Genomic DNA, 24267 nt, shown 5'->3' on the forward strand with positions numbered 1-24267 from the left:
TCGACTTGCATGTGTAAGGCATGCCGCCAGCGTTCAATCTGAGCCAGGATCAAACTCTTCAGTTCAATTCCTGTTACTGTTTTCTATTCTTCCGAATAGGTCGCTCACTCAACGTACTGACGAATTGTCTTTCCATCTCTCGACGGAAAAACCTTCCTTTCATTACTGTGTGAGACTTGATACTTTCGCTTATGCGACAGACCCCGAAGGGCCCGCCGCCGCGTCGCGCATCAAGCGCCCACACTTATCGGCTGTTAATTTTTAAAGATCGCTCGCCTCAGAAGCTCTGCTTTCTGCGCGTCCGTCATCAAACGGGACGCGAATTATGCGATGCCATTCACAGCACGTCAAGCGGGTTTCAGAAAAAAGTTTGCGAGGTGATCCACGTCAACGCGCGAGACGTCCACTGCGTTGATCATGAGCGCCGCGAAAACGGGGGCGCGTCGTGTGACCGTCTATATATAAGAGATGTCTCGCGACGACACCTTGTGCGCACGGGGATCGCCCCTACATAGGGAAGCGGTTTGAAGAAGCGAGCAGCAGTGAAGAATCCGTCACGGTGGATGATCTGCCCCCAGGGCGCGCACCAGTTGACGCTTCTTCACAATATATCTCTGGTGTTACGAGAGTTCGCCCCCAAGTTCGTATATAATCGCTGGCCGCGCGAATTTCGCGCGCCTCTATGGGCCCGCTTCGGCGGGCCAATCTTTTCGCTCTTTGCGAGCATAGACAAACCAGCCGCATGTATCACTCAGGTGATGTTGCGGCCTAGCCGAAACGCCTGAGCGCCGCGTCTTGCGCCTCATAGCGAGCCTTCGAGGAGAAGACATTGAACCCTTTCGATCGGGATGATTCCGGAGACAACGCCGGATACTCAATCAAGGCCCCTGCCGGGCGAACCGCCAAAGGCAAGGGCGCGGGTAAAGCGATCCCGGTTGCAGCCGAAACGTCGCAGCAAGTCGAAGAGCAGCAACGCCAGATGCGCGCGCTGATCCAGCTGGGCAAGGAGCGCGGCTACCTGACCCACGCGCAGATCAACGACCACCTGCCCGACAACTTCGCGCAAACCGCGGCGATGGAAACCATCGTCGCGACCTTCAACGACATGGGCGTGGCTGTCTACGAGACGGCACCCGACGCTGAAGCACTGCTGCTGAATGCCAACTCGCCGGTCGTTTCCGACGACCAGGCCGACGAAGAAGCCGAAGTCGCGCTGTCGACGGTCGACTCCGAGTTCGGCCGCACCACGGACCCCGTGCGCATGTACATGCGCGAAATGGGCGCCACGGAGCTGCTGACCCGTGCCGGCGAAATCGCGATTGCCAAGCGCATCGAAGACGGCCTGCACGAAATGGTGCAGGCGATCGCCGCTTGCCCGTCGGCCGTCTCGGCCATTCTGGCCAGCGCCGACCAGGTCGCCGCCGGAGAGTTGCGCATCGACGAACTGGTCGACGGTCTGAACGAAAACACCGCCGCCGAAGAAGTCGCGGACGACAACGCCGACGCAGCAGCCGAACTCGAAGCGGACGCCGCCGACGGCGACGACAGCGAAGACGACGACATCGGCGCGGATTCCAGCGCCGTCGACGAAGCGCGTCTGAAGAAGCTGACGGCCGACTGCCTGGAGATTTTCGCCCGCGTGCGCACGCGCTTCGAAGAAGTCAGTTCGCTGCACGCGAAGGACGGCTCGTCTTCGGCAGCGCACCTGCGCGCTCGTGAAGACATCCAGCAGGAACTCGCCGCGCTGCGCTTCACCGCACGCACGATCGACCGCCTGTGCGGCGACGTGCACCATCAGGTGACGCAGGTTCGCGCAATCGAACGCCGTCTGCAGCAGATCGTGCTGGAAAAGAGCGGCATGCCGCGCGAACTGTTCATCGAGTCGTTTCCCGGCCACGAAACCGATCTGGACTGGACCATGCGCATGGCCGGCAAGTCCAAGGAATTCGGCGCCGCGCTGGAGCGCAATCTGCCGGCCATTCAGGCCGAGCAGCAAAAGCTGATCGCCATTGAAGCGGCCGTCGCGCTGCCGCTCAAGCAGTTGAAGGAAATCAACCGCAAGATGGTCGCGGCTGAAGCGAAGATGCGCAAGGCGAAGAGCGAAATGATCGAGGCCAATCTGCGTCTCGTGATCTCGATCGCCAAGAAATACGTCAACCGTGGCATGCAGTTCCTGGACCTGATTCAGGAAGGCAACATCGGGCTGATGAAAGCGGTGGACAAGTTCGAATACCGTCGCGGCTGGAAGTTCTCCACCTACGCAACATGGTGGGTACGCCAGGCCGTTACGCGTTCGCTGGCCGACCAGGCGCGCACCATTCGTGTGCCGGTGCACATGATCGAAACGATCAACAAGCTGAACCGCATCTCGCGCGAAATCCTGCAACAGACCGGTCAGGAAGCCCATCCGTCGGTGCTGGCTGCGCGCATGGATCTGTCGGAAGAGAAGGTCCGCAGCATCCTGAAGATCGCCCGCCAGCCGGTTTCGATGGAAACGCCCATGGGCGAAGACGGCGACGCGACGCTTGGCGACATGATCGAAGATTCCTCGGCCACCTCGCCGGCGGAAGCTGCGGTCCAGGCCGATCTGCGAATTGCCATCGACGACGCGCTCGATTCGCTGTCGCCGCGCGAAGCGAAGGTTTTGCGCATGCGCTACGGTATCGACACGAAATCGGACCACACGCTCGAAGAAGTCGGCAAGCAGTTCGACGTCACGCGCGAGCGGATTCGCCAGATCGAAAGCAAGGCCATGCGCAAGCTGATGCATCCTAGCCGCGCGGATCGACTCAAATCGTTCCTCGATCGGTAAAAGCAGCAAGTTAAAGAAGGGCTCCGGATTAAAAACCGGAGCCCTTTTTGTTTCTGGCGCCGGTTTGACGAATCGCCTGGCGCCGTGCGCTCCTGCTGTCTGCGCCATTTCCGCAAAATTAACGGGAACGATCTCGCTGCGGCGAGGATCGATAGAAAGCAGAACATGCGAGCCGCAATATATTTTCCATGGCAGCGGCCCTCATAATCGGGGTCGCGCGCCGTTCAAGGAAGCGGCGCGCGGTTCTGTCCGGGCAGATCATCAAAAGGACGCACCATGAATATGCGCACGAAAGAGTTCACCCTTCCCGAAGCCGAGGCGCAAGCGCGCGCCGCAGCGCAGGCCGGAACGGAATGGTGGCGCAGCGCGGTGATCTACCAGATCTATCCGCGCTCTTTCGCGGATTCGGACGGCGACGGCATCGGCGATTTGCCGGGCATCACGTCGCGGCTGCCGTATCTTGCGCGGCTCGGCATCGACGCCATCTGGCTCTCGCCGTTTTACCGTTCGCCCCAGGCCGACGCCGGTTACGACGTGGCCGACTACCGCGCTGTCGATCCGCTCTTCGGCACACTCGGCGACTTCGAGCACATGCGCCACCAGGCCCACGCGCTGGGCATGAAGGTGATCGTCGATCTCGTCCCCAATCACACTTCCGACGAACATGCCTGGTTCCAGGCGGCGCTGCAGTCGCCGCCTGGCAGTGCCGAACGCGCGCGTTATCTGTTTCGTGACGGCAGCGGTCCGCACGGCGATTTGCCGCCGAATAACTGGAAGAGTGTGTTCGGCGGCGAGGCGTGGTCGCGCGCGCCGGGGGACTCGCAGTGGTATCTGCATCTGTTCGACCGCAAGCAGCCCGATCTCAAATGGGATCACCCCGAAGTCCGCGCGGAATTCGAGGACGTGCTGCGCTTCTGGCTGGATCGGGGCGTGGACGGCTTCCGGGTCGACGTGGCGCACGGCCTGATCAAGGCGCCGGGCTTGCCCGACTGGTCCGGCCAGGCCGCGATGGTGGAAGGCACCTCGGACGACAGCGGCAGCAGCGGCAATGCAGGGCCCATGTGGGATCAGGAAGGCGTGCACGAGATTTATCGTGGCTGGCGCCGCCTGCTGGACACCTATCCCGGCGAACGGATGATGGTGGCCGAAGCGTGGATCGCGCCGCAAGCCCGCCTCGTGCGCTACATCCGCGGCGACGAGATGCAGCAGGCGTTCAACTTCGACTACCTGCTGGCTCATTGGGACGCGGCCGAAATCCGCGCGGTGGTCGATAGCTCGCTGGCGGCATCGGCGTCGGTCGGCGCGCCTACGACCTGGGTCATGTCCAATCACGACTCCGTGCGTCATACCTCGCGCTACGGTTTGCGCGAGCCGGGATCACGTCCGAAAGGCATCGACGCAGCCGGCGAGCAGCCCGACGAAGCGCTGGGACTGCGCCGCGCCCGCGCCGCCGCCCTGTTGACGCTCGCCTTGCCGGGCTCGGCGTACATCTACCAGGGCGAGGAACTGGGCTTGCCTGAACACACCACCTTAGAAGCACGCTACCGGCAAGATCCGGCGTTCTTCCGCACTCAGGGCGCCGAGATCGGACGCGATGGATGCCGCGTACCGTTACCCTGGCAAGCCGAGGCGCCTTCGTTCGGCTTTGGGCCCGGCGAAAAAAGCTGGCTGCCGCAGCCGGATAATTTCGCGCGTTACGCCGTGGATCAGCAAGATGACGTAAGCGGCTCGACGCTGGAGTTGTATCGCGAGCTTTTGCGCTTACGGCGCGATTACGCGCTCGGTAGCGGCCAATTGCAGTGGCACGCCGTCCACTCGCCTGACGCGTTGATCTTCGATAACGGCAGGCTGCGCGCGGTGATCAATCTGGGTATGCAGCCCATCGCCTTGCCTCAGGGCGCCTTGCTAATTTCGAGCGAGCCACTGGAAGCGCCTGGCGAATTGCCCGGCAATACGGCGGCGTGGCTTAAGCTGGAGTGAAGCTCAAGCAACCGCTTTCAGAAAATCTTCCCCGGATTCAGGATGCCGTGCGGATCGAGTGCAGCCTTAACCGCACGCATCGCGGCAACATCCGCATCGCTACGCGTGAAGCCGAGATACGCCTTCTTCTTGGTGCCGATTCCATGCTCCGCCGAAACCGAGCCATGAAACTCGCGCGTCACGTCGTAGATGACATCGTCAATCTCGTCATGCAGCGTCTTCGCGGCGCCTGGCACGTCCACTACGATATGCAGATTGCCGTCGCCAAGATGGCCGTAGATCATCACGAGCGCCTGCGGCCAGCGCTCGCGCAAGCGCGTATCGCAGCGGGCGGCGACGTCGCCCACGTCGCTAATTGAAAAACTGACGTCATACGCCGCGTGGTTCGGAATGAACTTCGGATACTCGCCCGGTGCGTCACGAATCGCCCAGAATGCCAACGCGTCCGTCTCCGACATCGCCAACGCGGCGTCGCTGACAACGTCGTCTTCAAGCATACGGCCGAGAAATTCCTCGAACGCTTGTGCGTGCCGCACCGGATCGCCACCCACGCTTTCGAGTAAAACGTAAAACGGATAGCGTTTCTCGACTGGCGCGCGCAGGCTCGGCAGATTGGCAAGCACCGCGTCGTAATAACCGGCCCACATCACTTCGAACGCAGACACGCCCGCGGCCAAGCCCGCCTGAGCCTGCGCGAGCAGTTTCGTCACCGCGTCGTATGACGGCAAGGCACACCATGCCGTGGCCACGGCGCTTGGCCGCGGTCTTAAACGCAGCACCGCGCGCGTGATGACGCCAAGCGTGCCTTCACTGCCGATCAGCAGATTGCGCAAATCGTAGCCGCTATTGTTCTTGATCATCTTGTGCAATGCGCCCACCACCTCGCCGCTCGCCAGTACCGCTTCGAGGCCCAGCACCTGGTCGCGCATCATGCCGTATTTGATGACGCGATTGCCGCCCGCATTCGTCGCGAGATTGCCGCCAATCGTGCAACTGCCCCGCGCGCCGAGATCGAGCGGGAAATAAAGGCCCGCTTCTAGCGCGGCTTCCTGCACGACCTGTAGCGGCGTGCCGGCTTCGACGGTCATCGTGCCCGACGTAGGATCGATTTCGACGATGCGGTTCATCCGTTCCAGGCTCAGCGCCAGGTCGCCCTCGCGCAGATTCGCGCCGCCCACCAGCCCGGTCAGTCCGCCTTGCGTGACAACCGTCTGACGGTACTGATTGCAGATGCGTAACGCCACAGCGACTTCGTCCGTATTGCGCGGCCGAATGACGGCGCGTGGCGTCGCGCCCGGCAGACCACTCCAGTCCACCACCTGGCGCAAACCGAATTGCTCCGGCAACGTCACCACGTCTGCGCCAAGCGCCTCAAGCAACGCCTCGATTACATTGCCTTGCTGCATGACTGCCTCCGTCCTTGCGACCCACGTTGCGCAAATTTAAAGCAGCCCGCGTTTCGCAAGACTTTGATACAGCGCTCTTACGCCAAAGGTCCACGGCGCGATCTCGGTAGAAAGCTGCACGGTGTTGACCAAGGCGCCGAGTGACGGCGACGCGATCGTCACGACGTCGCCGAGATGATGAGTGAAACCACCGCCCGGTGCGTCGCGATCTTTAATCGGCGAAAACATCGTGCCGAGAAATAGCATGAAACCATCGGGGTACTGATGATGTGCACCGCAGGTCTGCGCGACGAGATCCGCAGGATCGCGGCTGATTTCCTTCATATGGCTCACGCCTTCGAGCACAAAGCCATCCGTTCCTTCGATACGCAGCGACAGGCTCGCGGCGCGCACCGTATCCAGCGTGAAGTGTTTATCGAACAGCCGCACGAACGGACCGATTGCGCACGAGCCGTTGTTGTCTTTAGCCTTGCCTAGCAGCAAAGCCGAGCGGCCTTCGATATCGCGCAGATTGACGTCATTACCCAGCGTGGCGCCGACGATCTGCGCCGCGCTATTCACGGCCAGTACGATTTCCGGTTCCGGGTTATTCCACGCCGAAGTGGGATACAAACCGACATCGGCTCCGAGCCCAACCGCGGACATGGGCTGCGATTTCGAAAACACCTCGGCATCCGGCCCGATGCCAACCTCCATGTATTGCGACCACGCACCGCGCCGCTCGAGTTCGGCCTTGAGTTTCATCGCAGCGTCCGAGCCCGGCTTGATCTTCGCCAGATCTGTGCCGACCAGCTCCGTGATGGTCCGGCGCACTTCGTCGGCCTTGGCCGCGTCGCCGCCCGCCTGCTCCTCGATCACACGCTCAAGCAGGCTCACAGCGAAGGTCACGCCGCACGCCTTGATAGCCTGCACGTCGCAAGGCGCAAGCAATCGCATGCCGCCCGCTTGAGCGGCGGCCGGAGCGAAACTCGCCTCAAGCAGTGCGCGCACCGGACCTAACGCTTCGCCCGGCGCATTGCGGGCGATTTGCACGGCATCGGCCCGGTCGAACAGATCGGCCGTGGTGGCAACCGTCGACGTGATATCGAAGACCTGTCCATCACGAATCGCCACGACGGCCGGTCCATCGACCGGCGCGGGGCGCCAGACGCGGCCTATCAGCAGTGCGCGATCGAGGTCATCGGGAAGGCAGGCAGCGGAATCGGTTCGCATATCGTCATGTCCTGAGCATTGACCAAAAACTGATCCTATCCATGCGCTCGCGCAGTGTCCACCCTATTGATACCTAACGCACGCTCTGGGACCGGATCGAATTACGCCTGACGCCGCGCCGCATGCAACGACGCTTGCCGCACATACCAGTCCAGGCATTGCGGATTCGCCATGGCCTCGCGATTGACCACTTTTTCGAGCACGTGGCCGAGAAACAGCTTCTTGATCGGTACTTCCTGCTTCTTCCCCGAGAGTGTGCGCGGAATTTCCGGTGCTTGCAGAATCTGATCCGGTACGAAGCGCGGCGACAGCGAAGTTCTAATTGCAGTCGTCAAGCGCGATTCGAGCGCATCGTCCATCACGACGCCCTCACGCAATACGACAAACAGCGCCAGATAACTTTCGCGTCCGAGAAATTCCAGATCGATCACCATCGAATCGAGCACTTCAGGCAAGGCTTCAACGGCTGCGTAGATTTCACTGGTGCCCATACGCAAGCCGCTGCGGTTGATCGTGGCGTCGCTGCGGCCGTAGAGCGTGCACGCGCCGTCTGGGTCGATCCTGAGCCAGTCGCCGTGACGCCACACGCCCGGATAGACATCGAAATAGCTCGACAGGTAGCGGGCGTTATCCGCATCACCCCAGAAATACAGCGGCATGGCGGGAATCGGACGCGTGCAGACCAGTTCGCCCATTTCACCGATCAGTGCGTCCCCTGCCTCATTCCACGCCTCGACTGCCGCGCCCAGTTGACGGCACTGCATACGCCCCGGCACCTGCGGCAGTTCGCGATTGCCGGTGAGGAAATTGCCGCTCAGATCGGTGCCGCCGGAAATATTCAGCCACCAGATATCTGGCGTGCCGATAGCGGCGAATTGCGCCGTACCCCAGCGTTGCACGTCTTCCGGCAATGGCGAGCCGGTCGTGCCGATGGCACGCAAGCGTAAGAGATCGCCGCACTCCGCAAGCGACAAACCCGCCTTCATCGCGTTACCGTGAAAGGCCGCCCCGGCGCCGAGAATGGTGATCTTGTGGCGGGCGGCGAAGCGCCACAACACGCCCCAGTCCGGATGCTCCTTGCTGCCGTTCGGGCTGCCGTCATAAAGGCAGATCGTTGTACCCGCAAGCAAACCCGACACCTGCACATTCCACATGATCCAACCGGTCGAGCTGTACCAATGGAAGCGCTCGCCGTAGTTATTGCCGCTATAGCTTGCGCCGAAGTCGGTATGCAGCACCACGCTCAAGCCCGTTACCAGCACGCCGCCGTGGCTTTGCACGATCGCCTTGGGAAGCCCCGTGGTGCCGCTCGAATAAACCACCCATAGAGGATGATCGAAAGGCAACCATTCAGGAATAAAGGCTGCAGTGGCCGCGTCGTTGCGTGCAACCGCATCTGCGAAGCTGAGCGCGTCGTCCACGCGCGATGCCGCATGCGGCGTTTCCAGCACAATCAACGTATGCACTTGTGGCAACGCCGCACGCAGCGAGGTCACCACCTGGCTGCGATCCATTGCACGGCCCGCGTAGTGGATACCGTCCACCGCGATCAACACGCGTGGCTCGATTTGACGAAAGCGATCGATAACCGCCTGCAGTCCCATATCAGGCGCGCATACGCTCCACACTGCGCCAAGGCTGCAACAGGCGAGAAATGCCACCACTGCCTCAGGCACATTGGGCAGATAGGCGACCACCCGATCGCCCTTCTGCACACCGCGCTCACGCAGCGTCACAGCGAGCGCCGCGACCCGCTGCCTCAACTCAGGCCAACTCAACTCCCGTATCCGGCCCTGCTCGTCCTCGCTGATCACCGCAGGCATGCCTGCCGCATGCGCGGCGTCGACGTGCCGGAACACCTGGTGTGCATAATTCACTTGCGCACCAGGGAACCAGCGCGCGCCCGGCATACGCTCTTCGGCCAGCACGGCGCTATACGGCGTGGGCGATTGCATGCCGCCATATTCCCAAACGCTGGCCCAAAACGCATCGAGATCCGTGACCGACCAGCGCCACAGCGCGTCGTATGAATCGAACGAGAGGCCACGGGTTCGCTTAAGCCAGTCCTGATACAGACGGATTTGGGGAACGCACGTGGCGTTCACAGGCGGACATCCGGCGATAGAATCTGCTTGGTTCATAGTTGCGATCGGCATTAAAGCGGCGTTAAAGCAGCGCTATACCTCCAGCCATTCCTTGCGCACCTGAGCGTTGGCCTTCAATTCGGCCGGGCTCCCTTCGAATACGATGTTGCCGTGTCCCATCACATAGACACGCTGAGAAATATCGAGCGCGATAGCGAGTTTCTGTTCAATTAGCAGTACTGACACACCGCGTTCCTTGAGCGCCTGCAGATACTCGCCGACCTGCGCCACCAGTTTTGGTGCAAGCCCTTCGGTGGGCTCGTCGATGAGAATCAGGTCCGGGTCGCCCATCAGCGTGCGGCACAGCGTCAGCATCTGCTGCTCACCGCCTGATAACACACCGGCCGCGGTATTCTCGCGCTCTTTCAGGCGCGGAAACATGCCGTACATTTCCGCAAGCGTCCAGCGCGGCTTACCCTGACGGCTGCGGCGCTTCTCGCCTAGCAGCAGATTCTGGCGTACGGTTAGCGTGGGAAAAATGTCGCGATTCTCCGGAACATAGCCAATGCCCAATTGCGCGATCTCAAACGTGCGACGCCCGAGAATTTCTTCGTTGCGAAACCGTATCGAACCCGCGGCCTTGACCATCCCAAGAATGGTTTTAGCCATCGTGGAGCGGCCGACACCATTGCGACCTAGCAAGGTGACAATCTCGCCCTCGTCGACATGCGCATCGACACCTTGCAAAATATGGCTCTTGCCGTAATAGGCGTGCAGGCCTTGGACGTCGAGCATGCGCTGTGCCATCAGTGCGCCCCTTCGGTAGAGCTTTCGTCTAACGAGGCGCCGAGATAAGCCTCCTTGACCTTGCTGTTGTTGCGGATCGCCTCCGGCGTATCCGTTGCAATGACCTCGCCATAGACCAGCACCGAGATGCGGTCCGCAAGGCCAAACACGACGCCCATGTCGTGCTCGACCATCACCAGCGTCTTGCCAACCGTAACCTTGCGAATCAACTCGACGGCCTGATCCGATTCCGAGCGGCTCATGCCAGCCGTGGGTTCGTCGAGCAGGATCACTTCGGCGCCACCCGCAATGGTGATGCCAATCTCCAGGGCGCGCTGTTCAGCGTAGGTCAAGAGACTTGCCTGGGTGTCGCGGCGCCGCTGAAGCCCGATCAATTCGAGCACTTCGTCGGCACGTTCGCGCGCATCATGCAATTGGCCTAACCGATGCCAGAACGAATACTTGTAGCCAAGCGACCACAGCACCGCGCACCGCAAGTTCTCGAACACCGAAAGCCGATGGAAAATATTCGTGATCTGGAAACTGCGCGACAGCCCCATTCGGTTGATCACGAACGGCTTGAGGCCACCAATCTCGACACCATTCAGCTTGACCGAGCCGGCGGTTGGCTCGCAACGCCCGGAAATCAGATTGAAGGTGGTCGACTTGCCCGCGCCGTTAGGGCCGATCAGCGCATGGCGCTCACCTTTAGGAATGCTCAGGTCAATGCCACGGATAATCTCCGTCTGGCCAAAGTTCTTGGTCACTCCGCTTAGCTCCAAAGCAGCCGTCATATGCCGCCTCCTGCTATTTCCGCCTGAACGTCGTCCCACGCCCGATGCACGCGCGCCACCGCCGCGCGCCAGGCCACCGCGCCGGCGAGCCATAGCGCCACCGCAGCTACCCAAGGTTTGAACGAGGCCGCATCGAAGGCGATGCCCAGCAGCGTCATGCTCGTGCCGTTGTCGCTATCGATCTGCAGCTTGTAGGTCAGTTCGACGGTCAGGATCAACGCGGCCAGCAGGATCACACCCGCGCCTAAGGCCACGCCGTAGGAAGGCAGCATGCGGCCCAGTTTGCGTTTGGCAAGTAGCGGCGCCTGCTTCACCAGCAGGCTCGACACGCCTCCAGGCACGAACATCACCATCAGCACGAAGAAGAGCCCCAGATAAAGCAGCCATGCCTGGGTGAGACTGGACAGCGCAACAGCGAACAGCACGAAGATCACTGCGCCGACGACCGGTCCGAAGAAGAAGCCGCCGCCGCCAATGAAAGTGGCCAGCAACACGCTGCCGGAATGCACCGCACCCACGTTTTCGGCAGAGACGATTTCAAAGTTGATGACCGACAAACCACCGGAAATGCCGGCAAAAAACGCCGAGAGGATCACGACCAGATAACGCACGCGCTGGGTATTGTAGCCAACGAATTCGGCCCGCTCAGCGTTATCACGCACGGCATTGGCGATACGGCCTAATGGAGTGTGTGTCCACGCATACATCGCGATCATCGACAGCAGGCACCACGCCGCGATCAGGTAATACACCTGACGTCCTGGCCCGTAAGTGATCCCCAGCACGGCGTGACCGACAACCCGGTTAGTCGAGATGCCGCCTTCGCCGCCAAAGAAATCTGGAAACATCAACGAACTGGCGAACACCATTTCGCCAATACCCAGCGTGATCATGGCAAACGTGGTGCCCGCTTTACGCGTTGTCACGTAACCAAATAGCACACCGAACAATGCGCCGCCCAGCCCCCCCACCAGCGGCAGCAACGAAACCGGGAACCAGTATGCGCCCGCGCCAGCCTGGTTGAGTACATGCACGGCGATAAACGCACCCATGCCCGAATAAACCGCATGGCCGAACGACAGCATGCCGGACTGGCCAAGCAGCATGTTGTACGAAAGCGCGAAGATGATCATGATCCCCATCTGTGAGAGCAGGGTGATCGCAAAACCGCTTGAGAAAATCAGCGGCGCGATTGCCATCACGAGAACCGTCAGTCCCCAGATCAGATAGCGCGCCAGATGACGTGGCGCTAAAGCGCCATGTCCGTCAGGAATCATGGCCTGTTGATAGCTATGCCTCAAAATGGGTTTCATGATCTAGCCCTCCCGGGTACCCATGAGACCACGTGGACGCACAATCATCATGATCACCATCAGAAGATAAGGCAGCACCGGCGCCATTTGCGACACAGTGAGCTTCCACACCGAGGACAGCGGCGTGGCGCTGGTGACATGCAAGCCAATAGCACTAAACAGATCCGCAAGCGACGCGTCGACGGTGACCGCGAAGGTCTGCAGCAACCCGATCAGCAGCGACGCGATGAACGCCCCCGCAAGCGATCCCATGCCGCCCACCACCGCCACCACAAACACGATGGTACCCACCGAAGCCGCCATCGACGGCGAAGTGACAAACGCATTGCCTCCGATCACGCCCGCGACGCCCGCAAGCGCAGCGCCACCCGCGAACACCAGCATAAATACGCGCTGCACATTGTGGCCGAGCGCCTCGACCATCTGCGGATGCGTCAACGCGGCCTGAATCACAAGTCCAATGCGTGTGCGAGTGAGCACAAGGTACATGGTCACCAGCATCAAGACCGATACCAGCATCATGAAAGCACGGTATTTGGGAAACACCGACGAGAACACCTGAAACAGCGGACCGTCGAGTTCGGCTGGAATACGATAAGGCACAGCGGATTGCCCCCAAACCAGCTTGACGGCTTCCTCGATCAGATACGCAAGCCCAAAGGTAAACAGCAGTTCAGCGACATGCCCGTACTTGTGCACGGTCCGCAGCCCGAAACGTTCGACGAGCGCGCCCACCACGACAATCAACAGCGGCGCCAGCACCAGTGCAGGCCAAAAGCCGATCTTGCTGGCAATCGCATACGCAAAGTAAGCGCCCAGCATGTAAAAGCTGGCATGCGCGAAATTGAGCACGCCCATCATGCTGAAGATCAGCGTAAGCCCCGACGACAGCAGAAACAGCAGCAACCCATAGCTGATGCCGTTCAACAGGGAGATGACAAAAAATTCCACGGACCATGTTCCTTACTTCTTGCGGCAACGCCGACCAGCGTGGTGGCGAGGGCGCGGCCTAATTCGGGCGTTTCATCTGGCATGTAGTCGGCTGGATTGCAGACGACGCGTCGAGCATGGCATCGGTGCGCCAGCCATAGCCGGTCTTTTCCTGGTCGTACTTGATGTCCTTGCCGTCCGCCTTGACCCAGGTTGCGATCACGAGCGGCTGCTCCGCCTGGTGATCGGATGCACGCATCTCCACGATGCCGTTAAGACTCTGGACCTTCATGCCTTCCATCGCCTTGGCGACTTTGACCGGATCGGTAGACTTCGTTTCCTTCATCGCTTTACCCAGCATCGCGACCGCAGTATAGGCGGCCATTTCGAAGAAGTCGTCGTCGTATTTTTTCTTGAAACCGTCCATGATCTGATCCGCTTGCGGCGGATTGTCCTTGCTATTCGGACCCATGTAGCCCACATACCTGACGTGCCCGGCGCCCGCCGAGCCCATCGCGGTCGGCACGCCGGTCGTGGAGGCGTAGTACGTATAGTAATTGGCCGTCACGCCCGCGTCCTTGCCGGCTTTGATGAGCAAAGCCAGGTCGCTGCCCCAGTTGCCCGTAATCACAGTATCGGCGCCGGAAGCCTTGATCTTGCTGGCATACGGCGAGAAATCCTTGACCTGCGCCAGCGGATGAAAATCGTCGCCCACGATCTGGATGTCCGGTCGCTTGCGTTTGAGATATTCCTGCGCCGTGCGCGACACGTCGTGACCAAAGGAATAATCCTGATCGATCAGGTAGACCTTCTTGACGTTCGGATCCTTGGCGAGAAAGGTGGTCAATGCTTCCATTTTCATATCGGAGTTGGCATCGAAACGGAAGTGCCAGTAGTCGCACTTGCTATTGGTCATAGCCGGATCCACCGCGGCAAAATTCAGGTAGATGATCTCCTTGCCGGGATTGCGCGCATTGTACTTGGACACCGCATCTTCGAGCGCAAGACCGACCGAAGAACCGTTACCCTGCACGATATAGCGGATGCCCTGATCGGCCGCTTCGTTGAGAAGCGTGAGACTCTGTTGCGGCGACAGCTTATTGTCGAACGGGACCATTTCGAATTTCTGGCCCCCCGCCCCGTCCTGCTGGTTGGCGACCTCGGTCACGTACTGCCAGCTCTTCAGCTCGTTGTTGCCAAGCGAACCCATTAGGCCCGAGAGCGTGTCGATATACGCGATCTTGACCGTCTCCGCCGTCGCCGCGCTGGACGCCAGCGCCATCAGGATCGTTGCGCCAGCAACGATGGAACGCATCGTGTTCATGCAGTTGTCTCCTACGATTTTAGAATCGAGTCTTATCTTAGGTATAACTAACTATCTGCGAAGCCGGATTGGTCGCGAACGTTCGCGCCGGGCGCTACAAGACGATGGAGGCGGTGCTACCGCAATGGACAAACAGGGAAGGTTGGCCGACATGCTTCGTATCTCCATGCCAATTGAAATCCTTTCAATTGGCGAAGTGATGCGCGTCTATCAGGTCGTGACTACAGCGGAACTCGATTCACAATTTCGCACGACCGTTCGGAGCATGTCAACGGGCAAACCGGACAAATGACGCTGTCGCATGGCTTAACCGGGAAAACACCTAGCGGTCGACGAAGCCTCAAATACGAATGAACGTGCTTTTATTTACACGTCAAAGGGTCGCACGTATGATCGGCGAATAACGAGGCGTAACAAAACCCATGGAGACGCGTGCAAATGACATGGCTCGACGCATTGGTGAACGAACCCTTCGTCTGCATTACCGACACGCTGCGCCGCTTCTCGACCGAGCGCGGCAACCATGCCGCGCTGATCTGCGGCGATCAGATCATCACCTACGCCGAACTGGATGCGAAAGTCGACCGCTTTGCGGCCGCATTGCAGCGCGACGGACTCGAACCTTGCGAGGCGATTGCGCTATGCGCAGCGGCGTCGGTGGAGTATGTCGTGGCGTTTCTCGGCGGCCTGCGAGCAGGCGCAGCGGTCGCACCGCTCGCGCCGTCGTCGAGCGCGGCAAGCCTTGTCGGCATGATCGGCAACTCGGGCGCGCGACTCCTGTTTCTGGATGTCGAAGTCAAACGTCTGCTCGAACCGGTAACGAACCAGATCGGCGCTGCGGCCATTGCGCTTGACGACCACGCAGGCAGCATCGCGCTCACCGACTGGCTCGCACCGAGTGGCGCAACACCCACGCCTTTAGCGATCGACCCCACCTGGCCCTTCAACATTATCTATTCGTCCGGCACCACCGGTACGCCGAAAGGCATCGTGCAGTCGCACGGCATGCGCTGGGCTTACGCGCAGCGCAGCATCGAACGCGGCTACGGACCGCATGCCACGACGCTCATCTCGACGCCGTTGTATTCGAACACCACGCTCGTCAGCTTCATGCCGACACTCACATTCGGCGGCACAGTCATACTGATGCCCAAATTCGATACGACACGCTATCTGCTGCTCGCGCAACAATACCGCGCAACGCATACGATGCTCGTCCCCATCCAATATCAGCGTCTGATGGCGCATCCCGAGTTCGATCGCTACGATCTCTCCAGTTTTCAGGCCAAGTTCTGCACCAGCGCGCCCTTCGCGGCCAGCGTGAAAGCCGACGTGGTACGACGCTGGCCCGGCAAGCTGACCGAGTACTACGGCATGACCGAAGGCGGCGGTTCGTGCCAGTTGGACGCCCATGCATTTCCCGACAAACTGCATACCGTCGGCAAGCCGGTGGAAGGCCACGATATCCGCCTGATCGACGAATTGGGCAACGAGGTCGCACAAGGCGAAGTTGGCGAAATCGTCGGGAATTCGCCGGCCATGATGACGGGCTACTACCGGCAGCCGGAGAAAACCGCCGAAGCGGAATGGTACGACCTCAGCGGCAAACGCTTTATCCGTACCGGCGACATGGGACGCTTCGACGAAGACGGCTTTCTCACGCTACTCGATCGCAAGAAGGACATGATCATTTCCGGCGGCTTCAATGTGTATCCAAGTGATCTGGAGGCCGAACTACGCGCGCATCCCGATGTAGCCGATGCCGCCGTGATAGGCACGCCATCGGAGCAATGGGGCGAAACGCCTGTGGCGTTCGTAGTGTGCCGCCCGCAAGCCACATTCGACGAAAACGCCCTGCTGGCATGGGTCAATGCGCGCCTGGGAAAAATACAGCGGCTTTCCGCGCTGAGATTCATCGAGGCGTTGCCGCGCAGCCCGATCGGCAAGGTATTGAAACGCGAGTTACGTGAGCAGTTTCAATCCGCTTCTCACGACGCAAAAAACCCATCAGGCATGAGCTAATAACAAAAATGGCTTTGCTACCTTGCACCGCACAAAAGTAGCATGGCGTTTTTGCCTGCAGGTTTTGCATGTCCACTCTCGTTGCCTCCGCAACCATCCCGGATCAGACTGGCGCGCCGCGTCCCGTCATCCGATCCGCCGCCGACGTATCGAACCTGGTGAACCGCGGTGCGGCATCGGGCAGCGATGCGCGAATCGTCGTCGCCATTGCACTGGGCGGCGTCTTTCTCGACGCTTACGACCTGGGCGCCCTCGCCTTTGGCGTCAAGGATGTGGCGCGTGAATTTACGCTGACACCTACCGGCATTGGGCTCGTCGCCTCCGCCATCACGTTCGGCGCGATTGTCGGCGCATTTCTCGGCGGCTTCCTGACCGACAAGATTGGCCGCTACCGGGTCTTCATGGCCGACATGTTTTTCTTCGTGGTGGCCGCGTTGGCGTGCGCTTTTGCGCCTAATGCGTGGGTGTTGGGCGGCGCGCGCTTCGTCATGGGCCTCGGCGTGGGAATCGACCTGCCGGTCGCCATGGCATTTCTCGCGGAATTCTCGCGGCTTTCGGGGCGCGGCAACAAGGCCGCACGAATCGCCACCTGGTGCCCTGTCTGGTACGCGGCCATCAGCATTTCCTACCTGTTGGTGCTGGCTTTTTATTCGACGCTGCCTGCCAGTCACGCGGGATTGCTGTGGCGGCTGATTCTGGGCTTCGGTGCCGTACCGGCCATCATCATCATTGCCGTTCGTAGCCGCTATATCAGCGAATCGCCGGTGTGGGCCGCCAATCAGGGCGATCTGGTGGCTGCAGCACGGATCCTGAAACGCTCCTATGGCATTGATGCGGAAATTGCTCAGGATGCCCAGGCATCTGCAGATCGGACATCCGTGCGCAAGGCTTCGTGGAGAAATTACGGCACACTGCTACATGGCGTTTATCTGAAGCGGACGGTTCTCGCCACGGTCATCGGCGTGGCGTCGTCATTCGCCTATAACGCCGTCGCTTTCGGATTGCCCGTGATCATCTCCAGCTTCCTCGCGCAGTCCATGTTGACGACGATCCTCGCTTCGCTCGTTCTTAACCTGGGATTTGCCTTCGTCGGCGGCCTGATTGCCGTGCGTATCGTGCCGAAAGTGGGCGCGTGGAACCTCACGGTTTTCGGCTACGTCTTACAGTTCATCGCCCTGGTTGGCCTGGCGCTGGTCGGGCGGCCTCACACCACGCCGGAAGTCGTCGCCGCTGTCGCTCTGCTCGCCACCTTCCTGTTCGGCCAAGGCGTCGGGCCAGGTTCGCACAGCATGACCTTCGCTTCGCTAAGCTACCCTACGTCGCTGCGTGGCGTGGGTGTAGGCTTCAACCAGACGCTGATGCGCGCCAGCTCCACCGTATCGCTCTTTCTGTTCCCGGTCCTCGCGGCGGCACTGAATACACGGGTATTCTGGATCATTGCGGCGGCCCCGCTGTGCGGCCTGCTCGCCTTGCTCACGATTCGATGGGAGCCGTCCGGTTATGACGTCGACGCCGAAGACTTTCATTTGTCATTGAATCGGACTGCTCAGTAATTTATTTTTTTGTCCCGTACCTGAACTGGTTGCTTGAAGCGTAAAAAAGCGGCAAAAAAGCGGTGCTTTCTCGGCAGATAGCACCGCTTCACTTCTATCGCGACTGAGCAATCAAATACCTCCGACGCGACCTCTTGCTTACATTCCCGAGTTACTCACGATAGCCAGGCTCGGGCAGTAATGCGTCGCGCTCAGATACGCCACCTGTTGTGCACGGTCGCCAGCGGCGTTAGATGTGGGCGGATCGATGAACACCTGCGCATTGTTCGATCCCGCTGGCGCCGTGAGGGTCATCGTCACTTTCCACCAGTTGCCTGACTTCACCGCGGTCAGCGACGTCGCCTGTCCGGCCCCCCACGTCCCACGCACGATTGCGCCCGTGTTCGTGTTGAGGACCCAGCCAAACTCAGTGCCGCTCGGGTCGTCAGTCTGAATCGATCCACCGGGAAAGACCGTCGCGTTGGTGGTTGCCAGAACATAGTCAGTAAAGCTATACGATTGACCGCCTTGCACCCGGATGATTTCGCGGATATTCGACACCGACGAGCCGTTCGTGCTGGTCACCGTCGCCGCGCCCCGGTTCACGCCCGAGATGTCGGTTGCAGGCACAGCGGTTCCGCCGTTCTGTTGCGCCCACGCATCCGGGGTGGCGAGACTCAGCGGCGAGTCGATCAGGTTGTTGGCGTAGCAGGCGGCGGTGGTCTTGTCGGCCGGCGGTCCATAGAAGCTGGCGATGCTCGCCTGGATGGCGTTGTCGGTCGTATCGGACGTCGCCTTGGTGATCACCGCGCCTTCGAAGAACTGGATCGGCGCAGCACTGCCGTCGCCGCCTTCGCCGAGCGAGAGACCGCCTTGCCATTGGCCGTTAAACGCATGACCTGCATCGTTTTCAAAATTAAGGGCTTCCGGAGGTGCCTGATCATAGACCGAGGTCAGGACATCCTGCGAAGAGGACCCGCCCTTAACCACAAAAATATTGGATGCGGTCACCGGCGAGTATTTGGAAAGCACCGTGACGAACTTCTCCTTAGGCGGCTGTTGCGGTCCATAGAGATATACACCTGCTTCTGCATCGACACCCGGCCAGTTCGTATCGAGCGCATTACACACAGGGTCTTTGACGGTGGACGGCTGGCTTGAATCGCCGTCGCAATAGCCGAACACGGCTGCGTTGCCGTTCGAGAACGCCAGCGCGAACATTTCGCCTTCGATTTCTCCATGAGCATAAGTGCTGGGGTTAGCACTGCTTTCCATATTTCCGTAAGTGCCGCAACACGTCGAGGACTGGCTATAGTGCGCCCCCGCGACCATGTACTCGGCAATCTCCGTATCGCCAATCGACTGATTCACCGTACCAAACCGGTTGCGATACGCCTGTCCCGCCAGGGTCCCCAAAGCCGGAATTTCGGCGCCTTGCAGCGGGACGAAAGCGAGTTTGGCCGGCGTGCCGGCAAGCGCGGGCAAGTCATTGCCAATTGAAATTTGCTGCGTCGGCGCCTGGGCAGTCAGGGCGGTGGGCGGTTGCAGCAATTGAACCGTCAGCGTGCCGGTACCCGGAACCGTCAGCGTCGCAAAGCCGTTGAGGACCGGAACGGTGGTCGATTTTTTGGCTGCGGAACTGGAGGCCGCCACGCCCGGCACGGTCAGCGACTCGGTTCCGTCTGCATTCAGCGTGAGTGTGGCCGGTACATTGCCGAACGCGCCGCCCTTCAGGGCAGCCACCAGATCGATCTGGTCGTAAATGTAGGTAACCGAGCACGTGGTGTTGCTGCAGAACGAATCGGCGCTTTTAACGTTTGCGGAACCGATCAAAGAGCGATCCGAACCATGCGGCAAATTACCCGAGGTATACGGATAAATGTTCAGCGTGGTGTTGTCGGAAGCCCGCTGGATCTGGAACAAAGGCCCTGTGTAATGCTTCGTCAGCAAACGGGTCACGCTATGCGCGGCAGAACATGGCGTGTTGGCCGTGGCGGCGGCGTCGCACGGTAGAGGCGTCGACGACGCCGATTCCTCCGTGGCGGCGCTTTCGCTTGTCTGAGCGGCAGCAGTCGTCGGTGACGAAATCGCGTTTGCCACGCCTGCCGCTTGCGACGAGCCGCTACTGCCACCGTCGCACGCGGCAAGCGCGACTGTCATCGCCAATAAAGCGGCTATTAATCCCACTCCTCTGGACATCATGACCTCCTCCTGTAAACCATGCATCGGATTGGATTCAAACTATTTAGGTATGCGAATTTGTTGCCACAGAATCGTCACAGATCAAGCAAATATTCTTCGGGACTATCAATTACTCACGGCGGGTTAGAAGATGTGCTACAGGGGTGATGCAACGCGCAAGCGGAGTCGGCCTGCGCGCGGGAATGGAATGGTTCGTTTGCTGGACCGCGCAGTCGGCGGCGTGAGAAAAGGCGACGCTCATCGCGGATCGCTCGGTGCTAGTGCGGGAGATTAGTGGCACGCATCACCACCATCCATTGCAGCGCTGTGCGACTCATCATCCTCGTCTCCATTGTCGGTGCAGCGGCCGTCTGCCCAGCGGACAGCGACCGGTGCCGCGCGGCGGTGGGACGCCGCGCGTGGTAATAATATTAGTCAATATTATCGCCCAACCTTCCTGGGACAATCCCCTACCCCGGCACTATGCAATTTGGCAGAATGCCGCACTGCAGCGTCATATACGAGGTACACAGATATGTGAATAAATATTATCGCTAATATAATTTGTCATAATCTGTGGGATTTGATTACATCTGATAGGCGCCGCGGCCGCAAAAACATCTCACGGCATGATCCGCGCGCGGCCGTCCGCAATAGATAATCAGGACTCCATCACTTCTTCATCAACCGCCAGAGCGTGGTCCGGCCAATGCCGAGCGCACGGCTCGCCGCCGCCCGGTTGCCTCCGTGTTGTTCGAGAGCACGTTGTACATCGTCACGGCTCACGGCCGCCGGCAGTGATGTCACGGCGTTGACTGCATTGCCGTTTGACACCACCGCGGCAGGCGCCGCATGCATGCGTCCAAACTCCGGGAAGACATCGCGCAGAGTCTGCCACGCGCCGCTCGCGCCGTCGCCGAGATAAATCGCGGCACGTGCAATCAGGTTTTCGAGTTCGCGTACATTACCGGGCCACGCGTATTGTTCGAACAGCGGTTTCAGAAACTCCAGAACGCGCTTCGCCGCCGCTGCAGGCAGACCATATTGCGTTGCGCTGCGCGCGAGCAGATGCTGGGCCAGTTCCGGTATGTCGCTGCGACGTTCGCGCAAGGGCGGCAGTTCGATCTGCAACAGATTGAGCCGGAAATACAGATCGGCGCGAAACACGCCTTGTTCGACGAGCGCGTGCAGGTCGCGATGCGTCGCGGCAATCACGCGCACGTCGATTGGCGTCGCGCGCCCCGAACCAAGTTTCATTACTTCGCGCTCCTGCAATACGCGCAGCAGACGGCTTTGTGACGCCGCCGGCATTTCACCGATTTCATCCAGAAAGATGGTCCCTGTATGGGCGATTTCGAATAGCCCCGGTTTGCCGCCGCGTCGAGCGCCGGTGAATGCGCCCTCTTCGTGGCCGAACAGCTCGCTTTCGATCAGACCTTCCGGCAAGGCCGCGCAATTGAACGCGACGAACGGATTGCCGCGTCGACGGCTCGCGTTATGGACGCCCTGCGCGACGAGTTCCTTGCCAGTGCCGCTTTCGCCGCTGAGCAGCACGGTCGCGTCATGTGCGGCCCCGGCGCGCGCGAGACGCCGCACTCGTTCGAGCGCGGGCGATGCACCGGTGAGATCGTCGAGGCGATGCCGCGCCACCAGATGTTTCGGCCGCTGACTGGTCCGCAACGAGCGGTCGATGCGCTGCGCGACCAGCGCGTCCTGCACCGTCACCACCGATCCGGATCGCACACCGTGCTCGACAATCGGCACGCAATTGACGATCAGCGCGCGGCCGTCGATCTGCTCGATGCGTTCGTCGATGGGCGCGCCGGTATCGAGCGTCTCGCGCAGCAGCGGACCCACCGCCTTCGCCAGTTGCGACGGCAGATCATGCGCGCGGTCGAGTCCGAGCAGATCGAGCATGGCTGGGTTGACTGCTTCGAGCTGGCCGGCGTCATCGAATGCCGCCACGCCGTCGCGCAGATGCGCAACGATCGTATTGAGCCGCACACGTTTCGATTCCTTCTGACGACTCACGCGCGCCAGTTCGATCGAGCGCTCAAACGCCTCTTCGACCGCGCCAAGCGAGTAGAGAAACACGCTATGCAGTCCCGCCTGCTGAGCGAGGTCGCATGCCATGCCGGGTCCGATGATCACCGTGCAGCCTTGGGCCGCGAGGGTTTCGACCGCCACGTGGACTTCGTCAATCGAGCGGTACGCGCGCTGTTTCAAGGCGACGTTCAGCCATGCGCTGAGGTCGGTCAGTTCCTTCGACACCGTCTCATGCAGCACGAGACCGATGGACGCCCCCGGCCACAGCGTGATAGCCTGGGTGATCGCGCTGAGCACGTCGAAGCCGTTCACCTTGACCATCACGACCGGCACGCTCAGGTTGTCGCGCAAATACGCACCGTTCGAACCGGCGGCGAGCACGACGTCGACGCTGCCCGCCTCGACGTAAGCCTGCAGCGCGGCCACGGCGGCGCCGTATCCCTCACGCACCGAGAAAAATTTCGCGCGCTCCGTATAGCGCGGCGCGACCGTCTCGCATAACGTCGTCAGCCGGCTGATGCTGACGAGCGCGATGCCCGGGCGGCCTTGGTTGAGGAACTGGCTTTGGATGGAAAGCGGGGTCGACACGCGGCAATCTCCGGCAAGGAAATGGAACGGTTCTGAAACGTTCCACGAAACACATGAAACATTCTCGCACGAACGACGCCACCCCGCCTATGCTTCATAAGTCCATGAATCTGAAAACAAAACAGGAAATGCCATGATTGGCATGCTTCCTGCGAAAACCCTGCACTTTCAGACACCTATCCGGAGATTCGCATGCCCACTTCATCCACCGCCCGCCGCGCCGCGTTTCGCGCCAAAGTCGAAGAACGCAACGGGCTGCTCGTGCCCGGCGCCTTCAATGCGATGAGCGCGCGCGTCATCGAAGACGCCGGCTTCGAGGCGCTCTATCTGACCGGCGCCGGCGTGACCAACATGTCGCTTGGACTGCCCGACCTCGGCTTCGTCGGCTTGCACGAAATCGCCGAACACACCGCCCGGGTCCGCGACGCCGTCGAGTTGCCCTTGATCGTCGACGCGGACACCGGCTTCGGCAATGCGCTCAACGTGCGCCATACCGTGCGCACGCTCGAGCGCAGCGGCGCCGACGCGATCCAGTTCGAAGACCAGGTCATGCCGAAAAAATGCGGCCACTTCGCCGGCAAGGAAGTGGTCTCGACGGGCGAGATGCTCGGCAAGATCCACGCCGCCGTCGATGCGCGCGAGGACCACAACCTGCTGATCATCGCGCGCACGGATGCGGCCGCCGTGCATGGCATCGAAGACGCCATCGAGCGCGGTCATCGCTTCATCGAAGCGGGCGCGGACATCCTGTTTATCGAAGCCACCGAATCGCTGGCGGACATCGAACGCCTGCCCAAACTGATCGACGCGCCGCAACTGATCAACATTGTGATCGGCGGCAAGACGCCGACGCAGTCGCGCGAGGCACTCGGCAAGCTCGGCTACGCCATCGTGCTGTACGCGAACGCGGCATTGCAGGGCGCGGTGCTCGGCATGCAACGCGCCCTTGGCACGCTGCGCGAGAATGGCCGGCTGGACGAAGACGCCACGCTCGTCGCGCCGTTCAGCGAGCGGCAACGGCTGGTCAACAAGCCGCTGTACGACCGGCTCGACCGGGAATACGCAGCAAAGGACAAGTGAGTGGCGAGGCGGTGCGGTCGCGTCAACCAGGCTCGGCCCGCTTTAGGCAATTCGCCACGCCACGCTCGCCAACCCTTGAGTTTCCGAACGGAAAACGACACCCTCTCCGCTCGCCGCTCCGGGCCGGCGACGGCAGCGCGACCGCCCGATGTTATGATCGGAAACATTGCACGCCAT

General features: G+C 60.6%; 16 protein-coding genes and 1 rRNA gene. 6 read left to right on the forward strand and 11 right to left on the reverse strand.

The genetic code is table 11. The annotated features are described in order from the left end of the window. Window positions 1-65 (reverse strand): 16S ribosomal RNA (locus FQ755_RS22585); the annotation flags it as partial. A 764-nt stretch (window positions 66-829) separates the two neighbouring features. Here FQ755_RS22585 and rpoD point away from each other — a divergent pair. Both rpoD and FQ755_RS22595 read left to right on the forward strand, forming a co-directional pair. Beyond that, window positions 830-2812, forward strand: a complete 1983-nt coding sequence (rpoD, locus tag FQ755_RS22590) for an RNA polymerase sigma factor RpoD (protein WP_144157250.1) — start codon at window positions 830-832, stop codon at window positions 2810-2812. A gap of 276 nt (window positions 2813-3088) precedes the next feature. Then, window positions 3089-4792 (forward strand): glycoside hydrolase family 13 protein, encoded by a 1704-nt coding sequence (locus tag FQ755_RS22595; RefSeq protein WP_222105771.1) that lies wholly within the window; start codon window positions 3089-3091, stop codon window positions 4790-4792. Between the two features lie 17 nt (window positions 4793-4809). Here the strand turns inward: FQ755_RS22595 and FQ755_RS22600 are convergent, their stop codons facing one another. The 8 genes from FQ755_RS22600 to FQ755_RS22635 form a co-directional block, all read right to left on the reverse strand. Further along, complete coding sequence (locus FQ755_RS22600) at window positions 4810-6198, reverse strand: FAD-binding oxidoreductase (protein WP_144157251.1); 1389 nt, start codon at window positions 6196-6198, stop codon at window positions 4810-4812. A 36-nt stretch (window positions 6199-6234) separates the two neighbouring features. Continuing rightward, a complete protein-coding gene (locus tag FQ755_RS22605) occupies window positions 6235-7410 on the reverse strand; it encodes a fumarylacetoacetate hydrolase family protein (RefSeq protein WP_144157252.1) in 1176 nt (391 codons plus the stop codon). 101 nt (window positions 7411-7511) lie between these two features. Further along, window positions 7512-9551, reverse strand: a complete 2040-nt coding sequence (locus FQ755_RS22610; RefSeq protein WP_144157253.1) for an acetoacetate--CoA ligase — start codon at window positions 9549-9551, stop codon at window positions 7512-7514. A 36-nt stretch (window positions 9552-9587) separates the two neighbouring features. Next, a complete protein-coding gene (locus FQ755_RS22615; protein WP_144157254.1) occupies window positions 9588-10301 on the reverse strand; it encodes an ABC transporter ATP-binding protein in 714 nt (237 codons plus the stop codon). Next, complete coding sequence (locus FQ755_RS22620; RefSeq protein WP_144157255.1) at window positions 10301-11074, reverse strand: ABC transporter ATP-binding protein; 774 nt, start codon at window positions 11072-11074, stop codon at window positions 10301-10303. The genes FQ755_RS22615 and FQ755_RS22620 overlap by 1 nt, the downstream gene beginning before the upstream one ends. Beyond that, complete coding sequence (locus tag FQ755_RS22625; RefSeq protein WP_260858801.1) at window positions 11071-12351, reverse strand: branched-chain amino acid ABC transporter permease; 1281 nt, start codon at window positions 12349-12351, stop codon at window positions 11071-11073. The genes FQ755_RS22620 and FQ755_RS22625 overlap by 4 nt, the downstream gene beginning before the upstream one ends. 39 nt (window positions 12352-12390) lie before the next feature. Then, a complete protein-coding gene (locus FQ755_RS22630) occupies window positions 12391-13338 on the reverse strand; it encodes a branched-chain amino acid ABC transporter permease (RefSeq protein ID WP_144157257.1) in 948 nt (315 codons plus the stop codon). 58 nt (window positions 13339-13396) lie between these two features. Then, on the reverse strand, window positions 13397-14641 hold the full coding sequence (locus FQ755_RS22635; RefSeq protein ID WP_144157258.1) for a branched-chain amino acid ABC transporter substrate-binding protein: 1245 nt from the start codon (window positions 14639-14641) through the stop codon (window positions 13397-13399). On the opposite strand from FQ755_RS22635, the gene FQ755_RS22640 reads away from it, so the two are divergent. The 3 genes from FQ755_RS22640 to FQ755_RS22650 all read left to right on the forward strand — a co-directional run bounded on the left by FQ755_RS22640 (window position 14634) and on the right by FQ755_RS22650 (window position 18216). After that, entirely contained in the window at window positions 14634-14933 is a 300-nt protein-coding gene (locus FQ755_RS22640; protein ID WP_144157259.1) for a hypothetical protein, read from the forward strand. The genes FQ755_RS22635 and FQ755_RS22640 overlap by 8 nt on opposite strands. Before the next feature lie 146 nt (window positions 14934-15079). Then, on the forward strand, window positions 15080-16663 hold the full coding sequence (locus FQ755_RS22645) for a class I adenylate-forming enzyme family protein (protein ID WP_144157260.1): 1584 nt from the start codon (window positions 15080-15082) through the stop codon (window positions 16661-16663). A gap of 68 nt (window positions 16664-16731) precedes the next feature. Next, complete coding sequence (locus tag FQ755_RS22650; protein WP_144157261.1) at window positions 16732-18216, forward strand: MFS transporter; 1485 nt, start codon at window positions 16732-16734, stop codon at window positions 18214-18216. 138 nt (window positions 18217-18354) lie between these two features. Here the strand turns inward: FQ755_RS22650 and FQ755_RS22655 are convergent, their stop codons facing one another. Together FQ755_RS22655 and prpR are read right to left on the reverse strand one after the other, a co-directional pair. After that, on the reverse strand, window positions 18355-20397 hold the full coding sequence (locus FQ755_RS22655; RefSeq protein WP_144157262.1) for an arabinofuranosidase catalytic domain-containing protein: 2043 nt from the start codon (window positions 20395-20397) through the stop codon (window positions 18355-18357). A 651-nt stretch (window positions 20398-21048) separates the two neighbouring features. Next, entirely contained in the window at window positions 21049-23010 is a 1962-nt protein-coding gene (gene prpR, locus FQ755_RS22660) for a propionate catabolism operon regulatory protein PrpR (protein ID WP_144157263.1), read from the reverse strand. A gap of 192 nt (window positions 23011-23202) precedes the next feature. Here prpR and FQ755_RS22665 point away from each other — a divergent pair, with 192 nt between their 5' ends. Further along, window positions 23203-24090: an oxaloacetate decarboxylase gene (locus tag FQ755_RS22665; RefSeq protein ID WP_144157264.1), complete on the forward strand. Its 888-nt coding sequence runs from the start codon at window positions 23203-23205 to the stop codon at window positions 24088-24090. The last annotated feature ends 177 nt before the right edge of the window (window positions 24091-24267 follow it).

Origin of the sequence: Paraburkholderia sp. BCC1885 (genome assembly GCF_900996235.1) — a bacterium.
Lineage (GTDB): Bacteria > Pseudomonadota > Gammaproteobacteria > Burkholderiales > Burkholderiaceae > Paraburkholderia.